The following is a 16,572-nucleotide window of genomic DNA, read 5'->3' as shown; positions in this document are numbered from 1 at the left end:
TTTTCAGGCCGGCATTTTTATCAGCTAAAACTCAGCAATTATTCCGCTGCGGCTTCAACCGGTGCAACAGCAGCTTCAGCAGCCACTGGTGTTTCTTCGTTTGTTACTGCTTTAATCGACAAGCGGATACGGCCACGCTCGTCTTGCTCGATCACTTTAACGCGCACAACCTGGCCTTCTTTCAGGTAGTCGCCCACGTTTTTGATGCGCTCATTTGCAATCTGGCTGATGTGTACTAGGCCATCTTTACCCGGCATGATCGACACAATCGCGCCTACGTTGTTGTCCAGAATCTTAACAACCGGACCTTCGTAGATCTTGCCAATTTCAACTTCAGCGGTGATATCAGCGATGCGGCGTTTGGCTTCATCCGCGCCTTCAGCAGAGATCGAGGCAATAGTGATGGTGCCATCTTCCTGGATATCAATCTGAGTGCCGGTTTCTTCTGTCAGTGCACGAATCACCGAACCACCCTTACCGATCACATCACGGATTTTTTCCGGATTGATTTTCATGGTGTAAAGGCGTGGAGCATGCTCGCTCACTTCTGTGCGCGCGCCTTCCATTGTGCCTTTCATGATACCAAGGATATGCACACGGCCTTCTTGCGCCTGATCCAGAGCCACTTTCATGATCTCTTTAGTGATACCGTTGATCTTGATGTCCATTTGCAGCGCAGTGATACCGTTTTCAGTACCTGCCACTTTAAAGTCCATATCGCCAAGATGATCTTCATCACCCAGAATATCGGACAATACGGCAAAGCGATTGCCTTCCTTAATCAAACCCATAGCGATACCCGCTACGTGGTTTTTCATCGGAACGCCCGCATCCATCAGCGCCAGACAACCACCACAAACAGAAGCCATTGAGCTTGAGCCGTTTGATTCGGTGATTTCCGAAACAACACGCATCGAGTAGCCAAAGTCTTCAACCGACGGCAGCATCGCAGCCAGTGCACGCTTAGCCAGACGACCGTGACCAATTTCACGACGCTTTGGTGTACCTACACGGCCTGTTTCACCAGTCGAGTACGGTGGGAAGTTGTAATGCAGCATAAAGCGATCTGTGTAAGCACCAGCCAATGCATCAATTTTTTGCTCGTCAAGCTTTGTACCCAGCGTAGCTACTGCAATCGCTTGTGTTTCACCACGGGTAAACAATACGGAGCCGTGTGTACGTGGCAATACGCCAGTACGAATCGTAATAGGGCGAACTGTGCGTGTATCACGGCCATCAATACGCGGGTAGCCATCCAGAATCTGACCGCGAACGATTTCAGCTTCCAGACCTTTGAAAATGCCTTTGATTTCATTAGCAGCCAGAGTACCGGTTTCTTCGGTAATCAGTGCCGCTTTAACCAATGCCCATGTTTCATTGATTTTGATAGTACGCAATTGCTTCTGACGCAATTTGAATGCTTCTGACAGGCCCGCAGCTGCAACAGCGCGAACTTGTGCAATCAGTACTTCATTGGCAACAGGCTCATCCCATACAAACAATTCTGGATTCGCTTCATCTGCCAGCTCATTAATGGCATTGATCGCCACTTGCATTTGCTCGTGACCAAATACTACCGCGCCCAGCATGATGGATTCAGACAATTCATCAGCTTCAGATTCAACCATCAGCACAGCTTGTGAAGTACCTGCAACCACCAGATCCATCTGGCTGGTTTTCAGCTCAGATAAGGTTGGGCAAAGTACGTATTCACCGTTGATATAAGCCACGCGTGCAGCGCCGATCGGGCCATCAAATGGCACACCAGAGATCGACAGGGCAGCAGAAGCACCCAGCATCGCAACGATATCTGGATCAACTTCAGGATTAACCGACATCACGGTCGCAATAATCTGGATGTCGTTATAAAAACCTTCAGGGAACAGGGGACGAATCGGACGGTCAATCAGACGACAAGTTAAAATTTCTTTTTCGGAAGGACGGCCTTCGCGTTTAAAGAAACCACCTGGGATGCGACCAGCAGCGTAAGTACGCTCTTGGTAATCAACGGTCAGCGGAAAGAAATCCTGACCCGGCTTAACGTCACGTGCGGCTACAACCGTCACGAGAACAACGGTATCGTCCATATTAATCAGAACGGCACCACTAGCCTGACGGGCAATTTCACCGATTTCCATGGTGACATTATGCTTACCGTACGGGAATGATTTCACAATTTTATTGAACACTGACTTTCCTTTTTTCACACTAACGCCTCCAGTCCAAGGCGTGATCGGTTTCCGCTGCAGCTTGACTGACTTGCTGCCGGCTTCGGCACAACCAATAGGCTCAGTAAAAAACACTGGGACTTCTTCAACCCGCCGCCGAAACCGCTGTTTGACAGGTTTGAAGGTTCTTATTTAAAAAAGTGCCACGGTTTCTTGCGTAATAATGACAAGGAAAGTCCGTGGCGCTTCTCTAAAGAATACAAAAACAAAAAAGTCGCAGTCTTGCGACTACGACTTTCTTTATTACTTACGCAGACCGAGTTCAGCGATCAGAGCACGGTAACCTTCAGAGTTAACGCGCTTGAAGTAATCCAGCAGGCGACGACGTGTGCTAACCATCTTGAGCAAACCACGACGTGAGTGGTGATCTTTCTTGTTGGCTTTAAAGTGAGGTGTCAGGTCATTGATACGTGCTGTCAACAATGCAACCTGAACTTCAGGACTACCAGTATCGCCTTCAGTGCGTTGAAACTTCTTAACGATATCTGCTTTTTGAGTAACTGTTACGGACATGCTTACTGCTCCAGTGAGATAAGGCTTCTTTACACATTATAAAGAGCCGTCGAGGAAAACCGAGCCAAAACCCAATCATCCTCCCTTTAATCTGTCTGGTTTTTACAAACCAGACAGAAGTCGTTTAGGCCGCAGCCATGCATGCGGATTCTCAGCCGCAGCGGCCACTTCGCCCAAACCGATGAACCGTGCATTATCCCTGCTTTCGCCCTCGGCGTAAAGACGATACTCACCGGGCAGCAAACCACCCCGCTCTACCGTCATGCCGTGACGAATTTTTTCGAACTCTGCAACATCAAAAAACAAGGCGGGTAAATCAAGTAACAGGCAATCGGCAGGCAATAAATACCCATCACGCGCTTCAACCGGCACATGATTATAATCGTCCAGATTAACTGAATTTTCCAATAGAAAACCTGCCGTTCTGGTACGGCGCAAGCCGGTTAAGTAAGCTCCGCACCCCAAAGCCTTACCAATATCTTCCGCCAGAACACGAATATACGTACCCTTGGAGCAGCTCACATCAATCACCAGCACATCACCTTCAATCGAAATAATATCGATGCTGTAAATGGTGATTTGCCGTGATTGCCGCTCAATTTCCACACCATCCCGCGCGTATTCATAGAGGGCCTTGCCTTGGAATTTAAGCGCAGAATACATAGGAGGGGTTTGAATAACCGGCCCGATAAATGCGTTTACCGCTGTACGAATTAAGGCTTCATCGTCTGGTGCATCACCACTTTTGGTGATCTCACCCTCGCCATCCAGCGTGGTTGAAACCTCACCCAGCTTAATCGTAGCGCGGTAGCCTTTATCTGCCTCCAGCATACGCTGGGCAAATTTTGTGGCCTCACCAAAACACAAAGGCAATAAACCCGTTGCAAACGGATCCAGCACGCCGGTGTGGCCGCCTTTTTCTGCCTGCAGCAGCCAGCGTGCTTTTTGTAAGGCGTTATTGCTGGAAATACCAAAGGGCTTATCCAGCAATAAAACGCCATCAATCTTTCGTTTAGCCATTATTCCTTGCCAGCAGTTTTTTCATCATCCGCATCAAAGCCATCTTCTTCAGGAGCTTTTGGCAAACTTGAAGCCTGATCGATCAGACGGGATAAATTCATGCCATGCTCAACCGAATGATCGTATTCAAAATGCAATTCCGGCATTTTGTATAAAGAGATACCACGGGCCAGCTGGCTGCGCAAAAAGCCTTTTGCGCGCTCAATCAAAGATGCAATGTCTTTACCCTGCTCTTCTGTTCCAAGAAAAGTATAAAAAACATTGGCATGCGAGTAATCACGAGTAACTTCCACGTCCGTAATCGTAATTAAGGATGCCTGCGGATGATCCAGCTCCGCGCGAATAATGGTGGCTAAATCACGTTGAATTTGTTGTGCCACGCGATCGGCACGAGTAAATTGTTTGGCCATACATGCCTCAGCAAAGAGTCCAGCCAAAGCTTTGCGCGGGGCTTCAATGGCGCAAACACTTATAGCTACTTAAAAATGGCGAAAGGCGGTTGCCCGCCTTTGCCGTATTCAACCCGTTTTCTATTTATACCGCCACTTTTTCCAAACAGAAAAAATGGCGTGTATTTTTAGAGTGAGCGGGCGACTTCAATAATTTCGAAGATTTCCAGCTGGTCACCCAGTTGCAGGTCGTTGTAGTTCTTCAAGCTTAAACCACATTCAAAGCCGGCCTTCACTTCCTTAGCATCGTCTTTGTAGCGTTTCAGGCTATCGAGTGTACCCTGGTGAACAACCACGTTATTACGCAGCAAGCGAACACCCGCATGACTACGGATCAGGCCTTCCATCACCAGACAACCCGCAATCGTACCCACCTTGGAAACAGTAAAGACCTGACGGATCTCAACCATACCAATGATTTGTTCACGTTTTTCCGGAGCCAGCATACCTGACAGAGCCAGTTTCACGTCATCAACCACATCGTAAATGATGTTGTAGTAACGGATATCCACGCCTTCTGCTTCGGCAAGCTTACGCGCCGCTGCGTCTGCACGGGAATTGAAACCAACCACCACCGCTTTAGAAGCCAGTGCCAGGTTAATGTCAGATTCACTGATACCACCCACAGCACTGTGCAGAATCTGCACGCGTACTTCGTCTGTAGATAGTTTTTGCAAGCTTTGTGACAACGCTTCGGCAGAACCTTGTACGTCGGCCTTGATGATGATAGGCAGATTGCGAACTTCGCCTTCTGTCATTTGCGCCATCATGTTTTCCAGCTTGGATGCCTGCTGACGAGCCAGCTTCACATCGCGGAACTTACCCTGACGGAACAGTGCGATTTCACGCGCTTTCTTCTCATCAGTCAGCACCATCGCGTCTTCACCAGCTGCCGGCACATCCGACAGGCCCAGAATTTCAACCGGAATCGAAGGACCCGCTTCAGTGATGGACTTACCATGCTCGTCGATAATCGCACGAACGCGGCCTGATACCTGACCAGCAAGAATCACGTCACCCTTACGCAAGGTACCGGATTGAATCAGCATGGAAGCAACCGGACCACGACCTTTGTCCAGACGCGCTTCGATGATAATCCCTTTCGCAGGTGCATCTTCGGCAGCAGTCAGCTCAAGCACTTCGGCCTGCAACAGGATAGCAGACAGCAAGTCATCAATACCCAGGCCTTTTTTAGCCGAAACATCAACAAACATTGCATCACCACCCCAGTCTTCCGGCACAACTTCGTGCGTCACCAACTCCTGGCGGATGCGTTCCGGATTAGCTTCAGGCTTATCAATTTTATTCACCGCAACCACAATCGGCACACCGGCAGCTTTCGCGTGAGCGATCGCTTCGATGGTCTGTGGCATCACGCCATCATCGGCCGCAACCACCAAGACCACGATATCGGTCAGCTTGGCACCACGGGCACGCATTGCAGTAAACGCTTCGTGACCCGGGGTATCAAGGAAGGTGATCATGCCTTTCTCGGTTTGTACATGGTACGCGCCGATATGCTGGGTAATACCACCGGCCTCACCCGACGCCACTTTGGCGGTTCGGATGTAATCCAGCAAGGATGTTTTACCGTGGTCAACGTGACCCATTACTGTTACAACCGGAGCGCGTGGCAAGAGCACGTGCTCTACAACAGCGCCATCACCCAGATAAATTTCCGGGTCATCCAGCTTGGCGGCCATTGGCGTGTGACCCATATCCTCGACGATAATCATCGCGGTTTCCTGGTCCAGCACCTGGTTAATGGTCACCATCATGCCCATCTTCATCAGGGCCTTAACCACCTCAACACCCTTCACCGCCATTTTGTGCGCCAGATCGGTCACGGAAATCGTTTCCGGAACCATCACTTCATGCACTACTTTGTCAGTAGGGGCCTGGAAGCCGTGGGCATTATCCGGGTTAGCCGCTACCTGACGACCCTTACCACCCTTCTTGCTCTTCCAGTCATTACCTGCATCGCCGCCACGGCTGCGAATGCCTTTCTTACCTCGGCCATCGCTCCATGGCTCTTTCTTGCCTGGCGCAGCAGCAGGCTTTTTATCGCCTGGTTTTGCTGCAGGAGAAGCGCTGCTTGGGCTTGCGGCCGGTTTTGCTTTCGCTGCCGGAGCAGGTGCTGGTGCGGCAACCGGTGCAGGAGCCGGCGCTGGTGCAGGAGCCGGTGCAACTGGCTCAGGCGCCTTCATTGGCTCATTGCGCGGCTTACGAAGCTCAACACGCATACCCACACGCGGACGATCCGGATGGCTGGCTTGTGAAGCGCCCGGCGAAGGACGTGTCACTGCCGGCGCTGGTGCAGCAGGCTTAGCAGCGACCGGAGCCGGAGCTGGTTTTGGCGCTGGAGCAGGTGCAGGCTGGGCAGGCTTAGCAACCGGTGCCGGAGCAGGCTTCGCAACCGGAGCGGGCGCCGGAGCAGGTGCTGCAACAGGAGCCGGAGCCGCAACGGGCGCTTCAGCAGGCGCTTTTCCACCTTGCTTGGCGCGCATTTCTGCAGCCTGGCGGGCAAACAGCTCATTCTGACGACGGGCCTGTGCTTCGCGGGATGAGCGCTCAGCATCATCGATCACTTGCCCTGCAGCAGCAGGAGCCGCAACCGGCTCAGCAGCACGCGGCGCAGCAACAATCACATCAGCAGCAGCCGATGCTTCAACAACACGCTTTTTACGCACTTCAACAGGAATCGATTTTGCTTTGCCTGTTGAGTCAGTTTTACGAATTTCAGTATTTTGCTTACGGATTACAGTGATTTTTTTATCACCATCACCGCCATGCTTCTTTTTCAGGTGATCGAGCAGACACGCTTTGTCGCTCGCAGTAACCACATCTACTTCACTCGATTTATTCACACCTGCTGCACGGAATTGCTCCAGCAGCTCTTGCGGTGCCATTTTAAGCTCTACCGCAAATTGGTTGACATTGAGTTCACTCATGCATTTCTCTCCCGAGCGTTAGGCGAACCAGTGCTCGCGCGCCTTCATGATCAGTTGCTTAGCAGCTTCTTCATCAATTCCGGTCATTTCTATCAGCTCGTCGACGGCTAGTTCGGCGAGTTCGTCTCGGGTATGAACCTCTTTATCAGCCAGTAAGGCAGCAAGTTCTGGTGTCATTCCCTGAAGGCTTTTAAGGTCTTCTGCCTGATGCTCAAGCTTTTCTTCGCGGGCAATGGCTTGCGTCAGCAAGGCATCACGAGCACGAGTACGCAGCTCATTGACGGCGTCTTCATCGAAGGCCTCAATTTCCAGCATTTCAGCAATCGGCACATAAGCCACTTCTTCTAACGTGGTGAAACCTTCTTCTACAAGAACGTCCGCCACTTCTTCGTCAACACCCAGCACATCAATAAAGAGCTGACGCACATTGGCGAACTCTTCCTGGTGTTTTTGCTGTGCCTGGTCAACGGTCATGATATTGATTTTCCAGCCTGTCAGCTCGGCTGCCAATTTCACGTTCTGACCACCGCGGCCAATGGCCATGGCCAGGTTGTCTTCATCCACCACCACATCCATGCTGTGTGTTTCTTCATCAAGCATGATGGAGTTCACTTCAGCCGGAGACAGGGCGTTAATGACAAATTGCGCCGGATCCTGCGACCACAACACAATATCGACGCGCTCACCTGCCAGCTCATTCGTTACCGCATTGACGCGCGTACCACGCACACCAATACAAGTACCCTGAGGATCAACACGTGCATCGTTCGATTTTACCGCCACCTTGGCACGTGCACCCGGATCGCGCGCTACCGCTTTGATTTCAATCAGCTGATTTTCAATCTCAGGCACTTCCATTTCGAAGAGCTTGGTCATGAATTCGCTGGAAATACGCGACAACACCAGTTGCGGGCCACGACCCAGACGATCCACACGCAGCAGGAACGCTTTAACACGATCGCCTACGCGTAAGTTTTCCTTAGGAATCATCTGGTCACGCGGCAATACCGCTTCGAGCTTCCCCAGCTCAAGAATGGCACTGCCACGCTCAATCCGTTTGATATTGCCTGAAACAATGAATTCGCTGCGCTGCAGAAAATCATTCAGATTTTGTTCGCGCTCTGCATCACGAATTTTTTGCAAAATCACTTGCTTGGCGGTTTGCGCACCGATGCGACCAAATTCAATCGCCTCAAGCTCTACCATCCATGTTTCGCCCACTTTCAGCTCCGGATCATATTCCGGAACATCAGTAATCGCGATCTGACGGGAAGGCTCTTCGTGATCATTATCTTCAACCACTGTCCAGCAGCGGAAGCTACGATAATCACCGCTATCACGATCGATATCCACCTGGATATCCACGTCTTCCTCGTAGCGTTTTTTGGTCGCCGAAGCCAGTGCCATTTCCAGTGCACCAAACACGACATCTTTTTCTACGTTCTTTTCACGCGCCAGCGCGTCGACCAGCAACAGAATTTCCCGGCTCATCTCACTACCCCTCCGGCAAACAACCCGAACATTCTAGGCTGATTAGTTCTTAAAACTGCGGCTCCAGCCGCACCTTGTCGATTTGTGATTGCGGCAGGGATAGCTCTTGTCCATCGACTTCTACGCGCACCACATCATTTTCCAGCCCAAGCAAAACACCAACGAGCTTTTTACGTTTATCCGGTAACGGTAAACGCAGCTTCACTTTCACGACCTGCCCGGCAAAGCGAACAAAATCGGCCGCCTTTACAATTGGACGGTCCAGCCCGGGGGATGAAACCTCCAGCCGCTCGTAATTCACGCCTTCAACAATAAAAAGCCGCTCAAGGTGGTGACTGACTGTAACGCAGTCAGTCACATTGATACCGCCTTCCTTATCTATAAAGACCCGAACCAACCCATTTCGCGCAAGCTCCAGATCAACGAGTTCATACCCGAGACCCGGCAGGGTGGTTTCCAGCACGTCCTGCATATTTGCTGCCATACATTCCTTTGCCACTTATCTGGCTAAACACAAAGGCAATATCTGCTTCATCCAGCCAAACATCGCTGTATATCCAATTGCATTTTCGCTGCAAATATCCACAATGACTTAGCCAGCGAATGTCGCCGCATTTTTCTGCAAAGCAACACCCGGAACACGATACAGGATCGCCACAAACAAAAAATGGGCTGCAAAACTGCGCCCATTTCTTTACCACTTCTCCGGCCTTTTAACCGAAGAAGGCGGGATTGTAACAGAAACAATCATTTAACGAAACAGGGAACATAGATACTTGTGAGCTTGACGCTTGCACACTAGAGTAGTGAAATTTACGTGTAATACAAACCGAGGAAAGATAGATGGATCAAGCATGGTGGGCAAGCTATCAACCGGGTGTTCCCCGGGAAATTGACATGACTGAATTTGCCGCGATCCCCGCGGTGCTTGCTCGCTCAGTTGAGCGGTTTGGAGATCGCCCTGCATTTTTAAACATGGGCAAATCAATCACTTACACAGAGCTGGATCAGCAATCCTCGGCATTTGCTGCCTATTTGCAGCACGATTTAAAACTCCCCCGCGGCTCCCGCGTAGCGGTCATGCTGCCTAATTTGCTGCAGTATCCCATCGCGATTTTCGGCATTTTGCGGGCAGGCATGGTAGTGGTGAATGTTAATCCACTCTATACACCGCGAGAGCTTCAGCATCAGCTTAAAGATTCTGGCGCTGCTGCCATTGTGATTCTGGCTAATTTTGCCCATACGCTGGAAGAAATCATTAGCAGCACCGATGTAAAACACGTAGTGCTGACTGAAATTGGCGACAGGCTCAGCCTGCCCAAACGCCTGCTGGTGAATGCAGTCGTTAAACACATCAAAAAAATGGTGCCGGCTTTTAACTTGCCCGGCCACACCCGTTTTAACGATGCAATCAGCTCAGGCGGCAAGAAAAAAGCGCAGCCAGTTGAGCTGGACCATAGTGACATTGCCTTCTTACAATACACAGGTGGCACAACGGGGGTCGCCAAAGGCGCCATCCTCACCCACGGCAATATTGTCGCAAACATGCAACAAGCCCACGCCTGGATCGCACCTTTAGTGAACGAAGGCACGGAAATGATCGTTACGGCGCTACCGCTCTATCATATCTTTTCACTCACCGCCAACTGTATGGTTTTCTCAAAAATTGGCGCAACCAACCTGCTGATCACCAACCCGCGTGACATTCCTGGCTTTGTTAAGGAAATCGGCAAATACCCTGTCACCTGCATGACCGGCGTAAATACACTATTCAATGCACTGCTTAACCACGCCGATTTTGCCACACTGGATTTCAGCAAATGGAAACTGGCACTCGGTGGCGGCATGGCCGTACAGCACGCAGTAGCAGACCGCTGGGTAAAAACCACGGGCGTACGCCTGATTGAAGCTTACGGCCTGACCGAAACATCGCCCGCCGCCATGATGAACCCGATGAATCTGCCCGAATTTAACGGCATGATCGGCCTGCCGATTCCATCGACCATCGGCGAAGTGCGTAATGAAGAAGGCAAAGTCTTGCCCCCTGGCGAAGCGGGCGAATTATTTATTCACGGCCCGCAGGTGATGGCCGGCTACTGGCAGCGCCCGGATGAGACAGCCAAAGTTTTAGGCAAAGACGGCTTTGTTAGCACAGGTGATGTGGCCATCATGTCTTCAACCGGTTTTTTCCGCCTGGTTGACCGCAAAAAAGACATGATCCTGGTGTCTGGCTTTAATGTTTACCCCAATGAAATTGAAGATGTGGTTGCCAGCCATCCGGGCGTATTAGAAGTAGCCTGCATCGGTGTGGACGACGAGCGCTCTGGTGAAGCCGTAAAAATCTTTGTTGTAAAGAAAGACCCTAATCTCAGCAAAGACGACATTATTGCCCACTGCAGAAAGAACCTCACCAACTACAAAATACCGCGACAAGTGGAGTTTCGGGACAGCCTGCCCAAGTCAAATGTGGGTAAAATACTGAGACGCGAATTGCGCCCAACTTAAATGAGCTTTTCATGAATCTTTTGCCGTTTTTTAAACTGATGGCGGAGCGTAATGCTTCAGACCTATTTCTTGCTGCTCAGTCGCCGATTGTGATCAAAATTGATGGCCAGTGCTATCCGGTCAACAATCAGGTTTTAGCCCCTGAGCATGTGAAGCAATTAGCCTATCAGTTAATGACGCCAGAGCGGATTGCAGAGTTTGAAAACACGCTGGAAATGAACTTTGCCTACCCTGTTGCCGGGGTAGGCAGTTTTCGGATTAATATCTTCAGAGCGCGCGGCTCAGTTTCGATTGTGGCGCGTTTTATTCGCAGCAACATTCCCTCTTTTGAAGAATTGCGTGTTCCTCCCATTCTGAAAGATCTGATCATGGAGAAACACGGCATTATTTTGGTGGTAGGGGCAACCGGCTCAGGTAAATCATCCACCATGGCCGCCATGCTGAATCATCGCAATGAAAACCATGCAGGCCATATTTTAACGATGGAAGACCCCATCGAGTTTCTGCATAAGCACAAAAAATCACTGGTGAACCAGCGTGAAATTGGCATCGACACCAAGAGTTATCACGAGGCACTGAAAAACGCGATGCGCGAAGCACCCAATGTGCTGATGATTGGTGAAATCCGTGACCAGGAAACCATGACGCATGCGATGCAATATGCGCAAGCGGGCCATTTGTGTATCTCCACTTTGCACGCTAATAACAGTTACCACTCGCTTTCACGCATCGTCAATTTTTACCCGCAAGAATCACGCGAAGCCCTGCTCTATGATTTATCGTCTTCACTCAAAGCCATTGTTTCGCAGCGGCTGGTAAAAAACAAAGAAGGCAAGCTGGTTGCGGCGGTTGAGGTGTTGCTCAACACCCCGCGTATTGCAGAACTGATCCGTGCCGGTGAGCTGAGCGATATCAAACAAGCGATGGAACAAAGTCTTTCAGAAGGCTCGCAGACTTTTGAACAAGCCCTTTATAAGCTCTATCGTAATGGCGAAGTGGAGCTGGACGAAGCACTGAAAAGCGCCGATTCGGCCACCAACCTCTCCTGGCTGGTGAACAACGCTCAGCCGCTTACCGAGCACCAAAACAGCAAGCCAAACGACAAGCCCGATGCCGCACCGGATATGTCCTTCGATATTTCACTGCATTAATCCGAGCCTGCTGCCGGGCAGCTGATCCGCGCTGCCGGCACGATTTCTTCAGCTGCACTTCATCCTGTGGGCGATATCACATCGCCCGCCCCGCCCCATTGCTGTAAAATCCCCCATCCCATAAGGAAGACAACAGCAATGAAGCTCTATGGCATTCCCAATTGCGACACCGTAAAAAAAGCAAAAACATGGCTCAGCGATCAAGGCCACGACTTTGAATGGCATGACTATAAAAAATCAGGCATCAGCGCAGATCTGTTAGAACAATGGATAGCACAAGTGGGCTGGGAAACCCTGCTCAACCGCCAGGGTACAACATGGCGTAAATTAGACGATGCTACAAAGGCAGCCGTTGATCATAAAGACGCTGCAATTGCTTTAATGATAATGCAAACATCAATCATTAAGCGCCCGGTACTCGACAACAATGGTACGATCACGGTCGGCTTCAAACCCGAAGTCTACGCATCCCTTTTTAGAGACTGAACCACAGCAATGAACGACCCCACTCTTGCACTGACCCAACAATTATTACGCCAGGCATCCGTCACACCAGATGATGCCAACTGCCAGAATATGCTGGCCGCCCGCCTCTTGGCCATCGGCTTTCGTATTGAGCATATGCGTTTTGAAGATGTAGACAATCTGTGGGCGCGCTTTGGCGACAGCGGCCCTGTGCTGGTCTTTGCTGGACACACCGATGTGGTGCCTACCGGCCCACTGGAGCGCTGGCACTCCGACCCTTTCGCCCCCACCATCCGGGATGGCCATCTGTTTGGCCGTGGCTCTGCCGATATGAAAGCATCGCTTGCTGCATTTGTAACGGCAAGCGAGCAATTTCTGGCGAAAAACCCCAATCCTAAGGGCTCAATCGCCTTTTTGATTACTTCAGACGAAGAAGGCCCTGCGCATCACGGCACGGTAAAAGTGATCGAAGCACTGAAAGCACGCGGCGAGAAAATTGATTACTGCATCGTAGGCGAGCCCACGTCTGCCGAAGAATTTGGCGACACCATCAAAAATGGCCGCCGTGGTTCACTCTCCGGCCACCTGATTGTGCATGGCGTACAAGGCCATATTGCCTATCCGCATCTGGCAAAAAACCCAATCCATCTACTCGCTCCGGCCTTAGCCGAGCTGGCCAGCACGGTTTGGGATACGGGCAATGAATACTTCCCGCCCACCACATGGCAGGTTTCCAATATCAACAGCGGCACCGGCGCGACGAATATCATCCCCGGCACTATTGATGCCCTGTTTAACTTCAGATTCAGCACCGCCAGCACGGCCGATTCGCTCAAAGCCACCGTGCACGCCATTCTGGACAAACATCAGCTTGAATATGAAATTGACTGGGCACTTTCGGGCGAGCCATTTCTGACCGACCATGGCCAGCTGATCGATGCCATGCGTGAAGCGGTAAGCGAAGTCTGCGGAAAAACACCCGCCCTCAACACCGTAGGCGGCACATCAGACGGGCGCTTTATTGCTAAATACTGCCCGGAAGTGGTTGAATTTGGGCCGATCAACAAAACCATTCATAAACTGAATGAATGCGTGGCGATTGAAGATTTACCCAAGCTTTCCGCGATTTATGAGAAAGCCTTAGAAAAATTAATTGCTTAATTAAATACGCAATAAGGGCAAGCCCAAGGGCTTGCCCTATTTTCACATCATTGACTTTCAAACAAGGCATCAGCCTTTTAGCTTAATAAAATAGGCCATCACCCGCCAGCTATCATTCTTTTCCCTAAATGGCACAACCGTTTCAATGGCTTTAATTTTATTTTCAAACTGACTTTCATACTGCAAAACAAGGTAATCGCCTTCAGGCAAACTGGGCACAGTGTGGGTGAATTCTGCAGACTTAAACCGGCGCGAAACTACCTTCCCCAAACGGGCACGCACTGATACCGATCCCTCCTCCCATTTACGCTTACTCATGGTTTCGTGCAAATGATCAGAAAGCTGCTCCCAGCTGCGGGCGTAATCACCTTCATCCTGCAACCCCAGCCACGACTTAGCCGCCTCATGCGCCTTTGCCACGCTCTCCGCCTGTGCGCTGCCTGCAAAGCCCAAAGAAATACTGAACACGAATAAAACTGAAAGAATGTACCGCACCGCCAACCTCCTCATTACATCTTGACTGATCGTAAGGATCAGCGACTCACCCTTCGCAACATGCCTTCTAATGGCCCCTGCGAAAAAGACTTACGCCAGTAGCTTGCAAACACCACCGCCAGAGTACAAAACAGCAGAGCACTCGACACCGAAAAAGCTAAAGATTGGTTTTCCAGCATGCCCAGAGACTCCAGCAGCCCCATTCCTAAAATGACATGCGCCAGATAAAAAGTCAGCCCCAGCTGGCCGGTGTATACAAAGGGCATCAGCCACGATTTTTGCCCAAACTTTTCACCCAAAGCCACGCAAAGCGTAATGATCACAATGGCACTGCCCGATGCACCGATAAAATAAACCGGCAAAGGAGGCATAGGCACCGTACTGAAAAAAACCTCATAAGCCGAAGGCATGCCCATCAGCAAAGCATAGGGCAGAAACAATACAATCAACTCCGCCAGTACCGCAGCAAACAAGCCTGATAAAAACAATCGTTCACGCACGGCAACGTGGCCTAAATTTTGCCGCCCGATCACCATGCCCAACAATAAAAAACCCAGCCATGGCAAAACAGGATGAAAACCATTAAAAAGCAAATGACGAATAAAACCGGGGATAGTCCACAAATCAGCATACGACAAGGTTTCCCAATCCCACGCCGTGCTGTAATTCAGCATAACAAACAATGTTGTCGAAATAATTAACAGCAAAACAATCAAAGCCAGAATATAGCGGCTGGCCAGCGCCAAGCATAAAGTCCCCGCCAAGATATACATGCCATAATAATGCAAGATATCCGCAGGCCAGATTTCTATATACAAGAGCCCAAGTACAAATAAAAAGCCAGCGCGCTTTAAAAGCACTTTGCGTACACCCGCCAATGCCACTGAATCACCCGAAAATTGCCGGGCAAGCAGTGACAAGCCCACCCCGGCCAAGATAACAAACAAGGCAGACGCCCGGCCATCAATTACATTGACGATATTAAGCCAAGCCGCGTTTTCACTGCCCTGTGCATGCATGACTATTTTAAAATTAACAATCACCATTCCAAAAATAGCCAAGGCACGGGCCAAATCGAAACCTAGGATTCGTTGTTTCATTTCACCCCTCACACATCACGACCATTGTATTTAGAATGAATAGCCCACAGCAAGAGAAGCAGTAGGATTCGTTTTTGATTCTGTTAAAGGGCTATTTTCAGCATTCTTAAATAGACGTCTCACCCCCACTGATGAAGAAATTCCCCAATTCTTATCAAATTGATGATTCCATGTCAGGGTTAAGCTGCCCGTATCAAAACCGGCCTCAGGCGAATACGTTTTGTAATCAGAAGTCAGGCTTTGCGCTGCGGTCACGCCATAATAGGTTTGAGCATATTTAGCATCAGCATAATGAGCAAAGGCACTTATTGAGACTTGATTTTCCCCGGTGGTATAAACAGGCACGGCCAGCGTCACATGATAAGCATTGCCATTTTCTCTGTGATTAAGCTTTAATTCTGCTCCCAGCGATAAATGTGCCGCATCCCATAAATTAATACCCCCCTCTAAATTTAATAGCGCCGAGTTTTTAATATCGCCCATACCCTTAAATTTACTTTTCGTATCGGAGAAATTTGCAATATCATCCCCACGACTGCCGCCATAAGCCAATGCAATACTGCCATCGAAAATGCCTTTTTCTGCCTGAAAGCCAATACCGCGCATGCCCGCAAAAAAACCATTTGCAGCCTGATAATCCGCATATAAGAGAGGGGATATCTTATTTTTTTTACCCCCCACAAATTCCGGGCCGTAAGCCACCCCCACCGCAAGAGTAATTTTGGATTCATCTTTAGGCTGATCTGCCGCATGGAGGGGAGCAACCATTAACAGAGAAACTAAGGTAATAATATGACGCATCATGCCTGCTCGTTTTTTGAAAGTAAGCCATATTAAAGTCCGATCATTAAAAGTTCCCCCGCCAGCTGTCTATAAATTGTCGATAAATTGTACATAAGTAAAAGCTGAAGAAAGCGTAAGCGCTCAGCCCTCCCACCTAGCCAGCTGCTTTAGCCTTCGTTATCTTGTGGGTTCTGATCTTTAACAAATGGCAGCAGCTCGTCAATTCGGCTATTGGGCCAAGTCGGGAGTTTTTCTAATGT

The 16,572-nt window shown here is 50.0% G+C and carries 14 protein-coding genes; 4 read left to right on the top strand and 10 right to left on the bottom strand.

Translation table 11 applies throughout. The features are described from left to right. Positions 1-38 precede the first annotated feature (38 nt). The 7 genes from pnp to rimP all read right to left on the bottom strand — a co-directional run bounded on the left by pnp (position 39) and on the right by rimP (position 9,136). Positions 39-2,189: a polyribonucleotide nucleotidyltransferase gene (pnp, locus tag CSQ88_RS16775; RefSeq protein WP_099399252.1), complete on the bottom strand. Its 2,151-nt coding sequence runs from the start codon at positions 2,187-2,189 to the stop codon at positions 39-41. A gap of 282 nt (positions 2,190-2,471) precedes the next feature. Then, entirely contained in the window at positions 2,472-2,741 is a 270-nt protein-coding gene (gene rpsO / locus CSQ88_RS16770) for a 30S ribosomal protein S15 (protein WP_099399238.1), read from the bottom strand. Between the two features lie 102 nt (positions 2,742-2,843). Beyond that, positions 2,844-3,761 carry a tRNA pseudouridine(55) synthase TruB gene (truB, locus tag CSQ88_RS16765; protein ID WP_099399237.1) on the bottom strand — a complete coding sequence of 306 codons (918 nt, stop codon included), beginning with the start codon at positions 3,759-3,761 and terminating at the stop codon, positions 2,844-2,846. Next, positions 3,761-4,171, bottom strand: a complete 411-nt coding sequence (gene rbfA / locus CSQ88_RS16760; RefSeq protein ID WP_099399236.1) for a 30S ribosome-binding factor RbfA — start codon at positions 4,169-4,171, stop codon at positions 3,761-3,763. Before rbfA ends, truB begins: the two co-directional genes overlap by 1 nt. A gap of 167 nt (positions 4,172-4,338) precedes the next feature. Continuing rightward, on the bottom strand, positions 4,339-7,161 hold the full coding sequence (gene infB, locus CSQ88_RS16755; protein ID WP_099399235.1) for a translation initiation factor IF-2: 2,823 nt from the start codon (positions 7,159-7,161) through the stop codon (positions 4,339-4,341). 18 nt (positions 7,162-7,179) lie between these two features. Next, a complete protein-coding gene (gene nusA / locus CSQ88_RS16750; RefSeq protein WP_099399234.1) occupies positions 7,180-8,652 on the bottom strand; it encodes a transcription termination factor NusA in 1,473 nt (490 codons plus the stop codon). A gap of 49 nt (positions 8,653-8,701) precedes the next feature. Further along, on the bottom strand, positions 8,702-9,136 hold the full coding sequence (gene rimP, locus CSQ88_RS16745; protein WP_099399233.1) for a ribosome maturation factor RimP: 435 nt from the start codon (positions 9,134-9,136) through the stop codon (positions 8,702-8,704). A gap of 359 nt (positions 9,137-9,495) precedes the next feature. Here rimP and CSQ88_RS16740 point away from each other — a divergent pair, with 359 nt between their 5' ends. The 4 genes from CSQ88_RS16740 to dapE all read left to right on the top strand — a co-directional run bounded on the left by CSQ88_RS16740 (position 9,496) and on the right by dapE (position 13,934). Beyond that, a complete protein-coding gene (locus CSQ88_RS16740; protein WP_099399232.1) occupies positions 9,496-11,157 on the top strand; it encodes an AMP-binding protein in 1,662 nt (553 codons plus the stop codon). 11 nt (positions 11,158-11,168) lie between these two features. Then, complete coding sequence (locus CSQ88_RS16735; protein WP_099399231.1) at positions 11,169-12,308, top strand: PilT/PilU family type 4a pilus ATPase; 1,140 nt, start codon at positions 11,169-11,171, stop codon at positions 12,306-12,308. 138 nt (positions 12,309-12,446) lie between these two features. Continuing rightward, the gene (locus CSQ88_RS16730; RefSeq protein WP_099399230.1) at positions 12,447-12,794 is read left to right on the top strand and encodes an ArsC family reductase; all 348 of its coding nucleotides are present in this window, start codon (positions 12,447-12,449) and stop codon (positions 12,792-12,794) included. Positions 12,795-12,803: 9 nt separating this feature from the next. Beyond that, on the top strand, positions 12,804-13,934 hold the full coding sequence (gene dapE / locus CSQ88_RS16725; protein ID WP_099399229.1) for a succinyl-diaminopimelate desuccinylase: 1,131 nt from the start codon (positions 12,804-12,806) through the stop codon (positions 13,932-13,934). A gap of 69 nt (positions 13,935-14,003) precedes the next feature. Here dapE and CSQ88_RS16720 read toward each other — a convergent pair whose 3' ends face one another. The 3 genes from CSQ88_RS16720 to CSQ88_RS16710 are packed head-to-tail and all read right to left on the bottom strand — an operon-like array spanning position 14,004 to position 16,297. After that, positions 14,004-14,429, bottom strand: a complete 426-nt coding sequence (locus CSQ88_RS16720) for a DUF4019 domain-containing protein (protein WP_180273697.1) — start codon at positions 14,427-14,429, stop codon at positions 14,004-14,006. Between the two features lie 38 nt (positions 14,430-14,467). Beyond that, positions 14,468-15,529: a DUF418 domain-containing protein gene (locus CSQ88_RS16715; RefSeq protein ID WP_099399227.1), complete on the bottom strand. Its 1,062-nt coding sequence runs from the start codon at positions 15,527-15,529 to the stop codon at positions 14,468-14,470. 30 nt (positions 15,530-15,559) lie between these two features. Beyond that, complete coding sequence (locus CSQ88_RS16710) at positions 15,560-16,297, bottom strand: MipA/OmpV family protein (RefSeq protein WP_257212648.1); 738 nt, start codon at positions 16,295-16,297, stop codon at positions 15,560-15,562. Between the last annotated feature and the right edge of the window lie 275 nt (positions 16,298-16,572).

This window comes from Iodobacter sp. BJB302 (genome assembly GCF_002735645.1).
Taxonomy (GTDB): Bacteria; Pseudomonadota; Gammaproteobacteria; order Burkholderiales; family Chitinibacteraceae; genus Iodobacter.
Note: the sequence above shows the minus strand (reverse complement) of the source record. Positions and strands in the feature narration are given on the sequence as shown.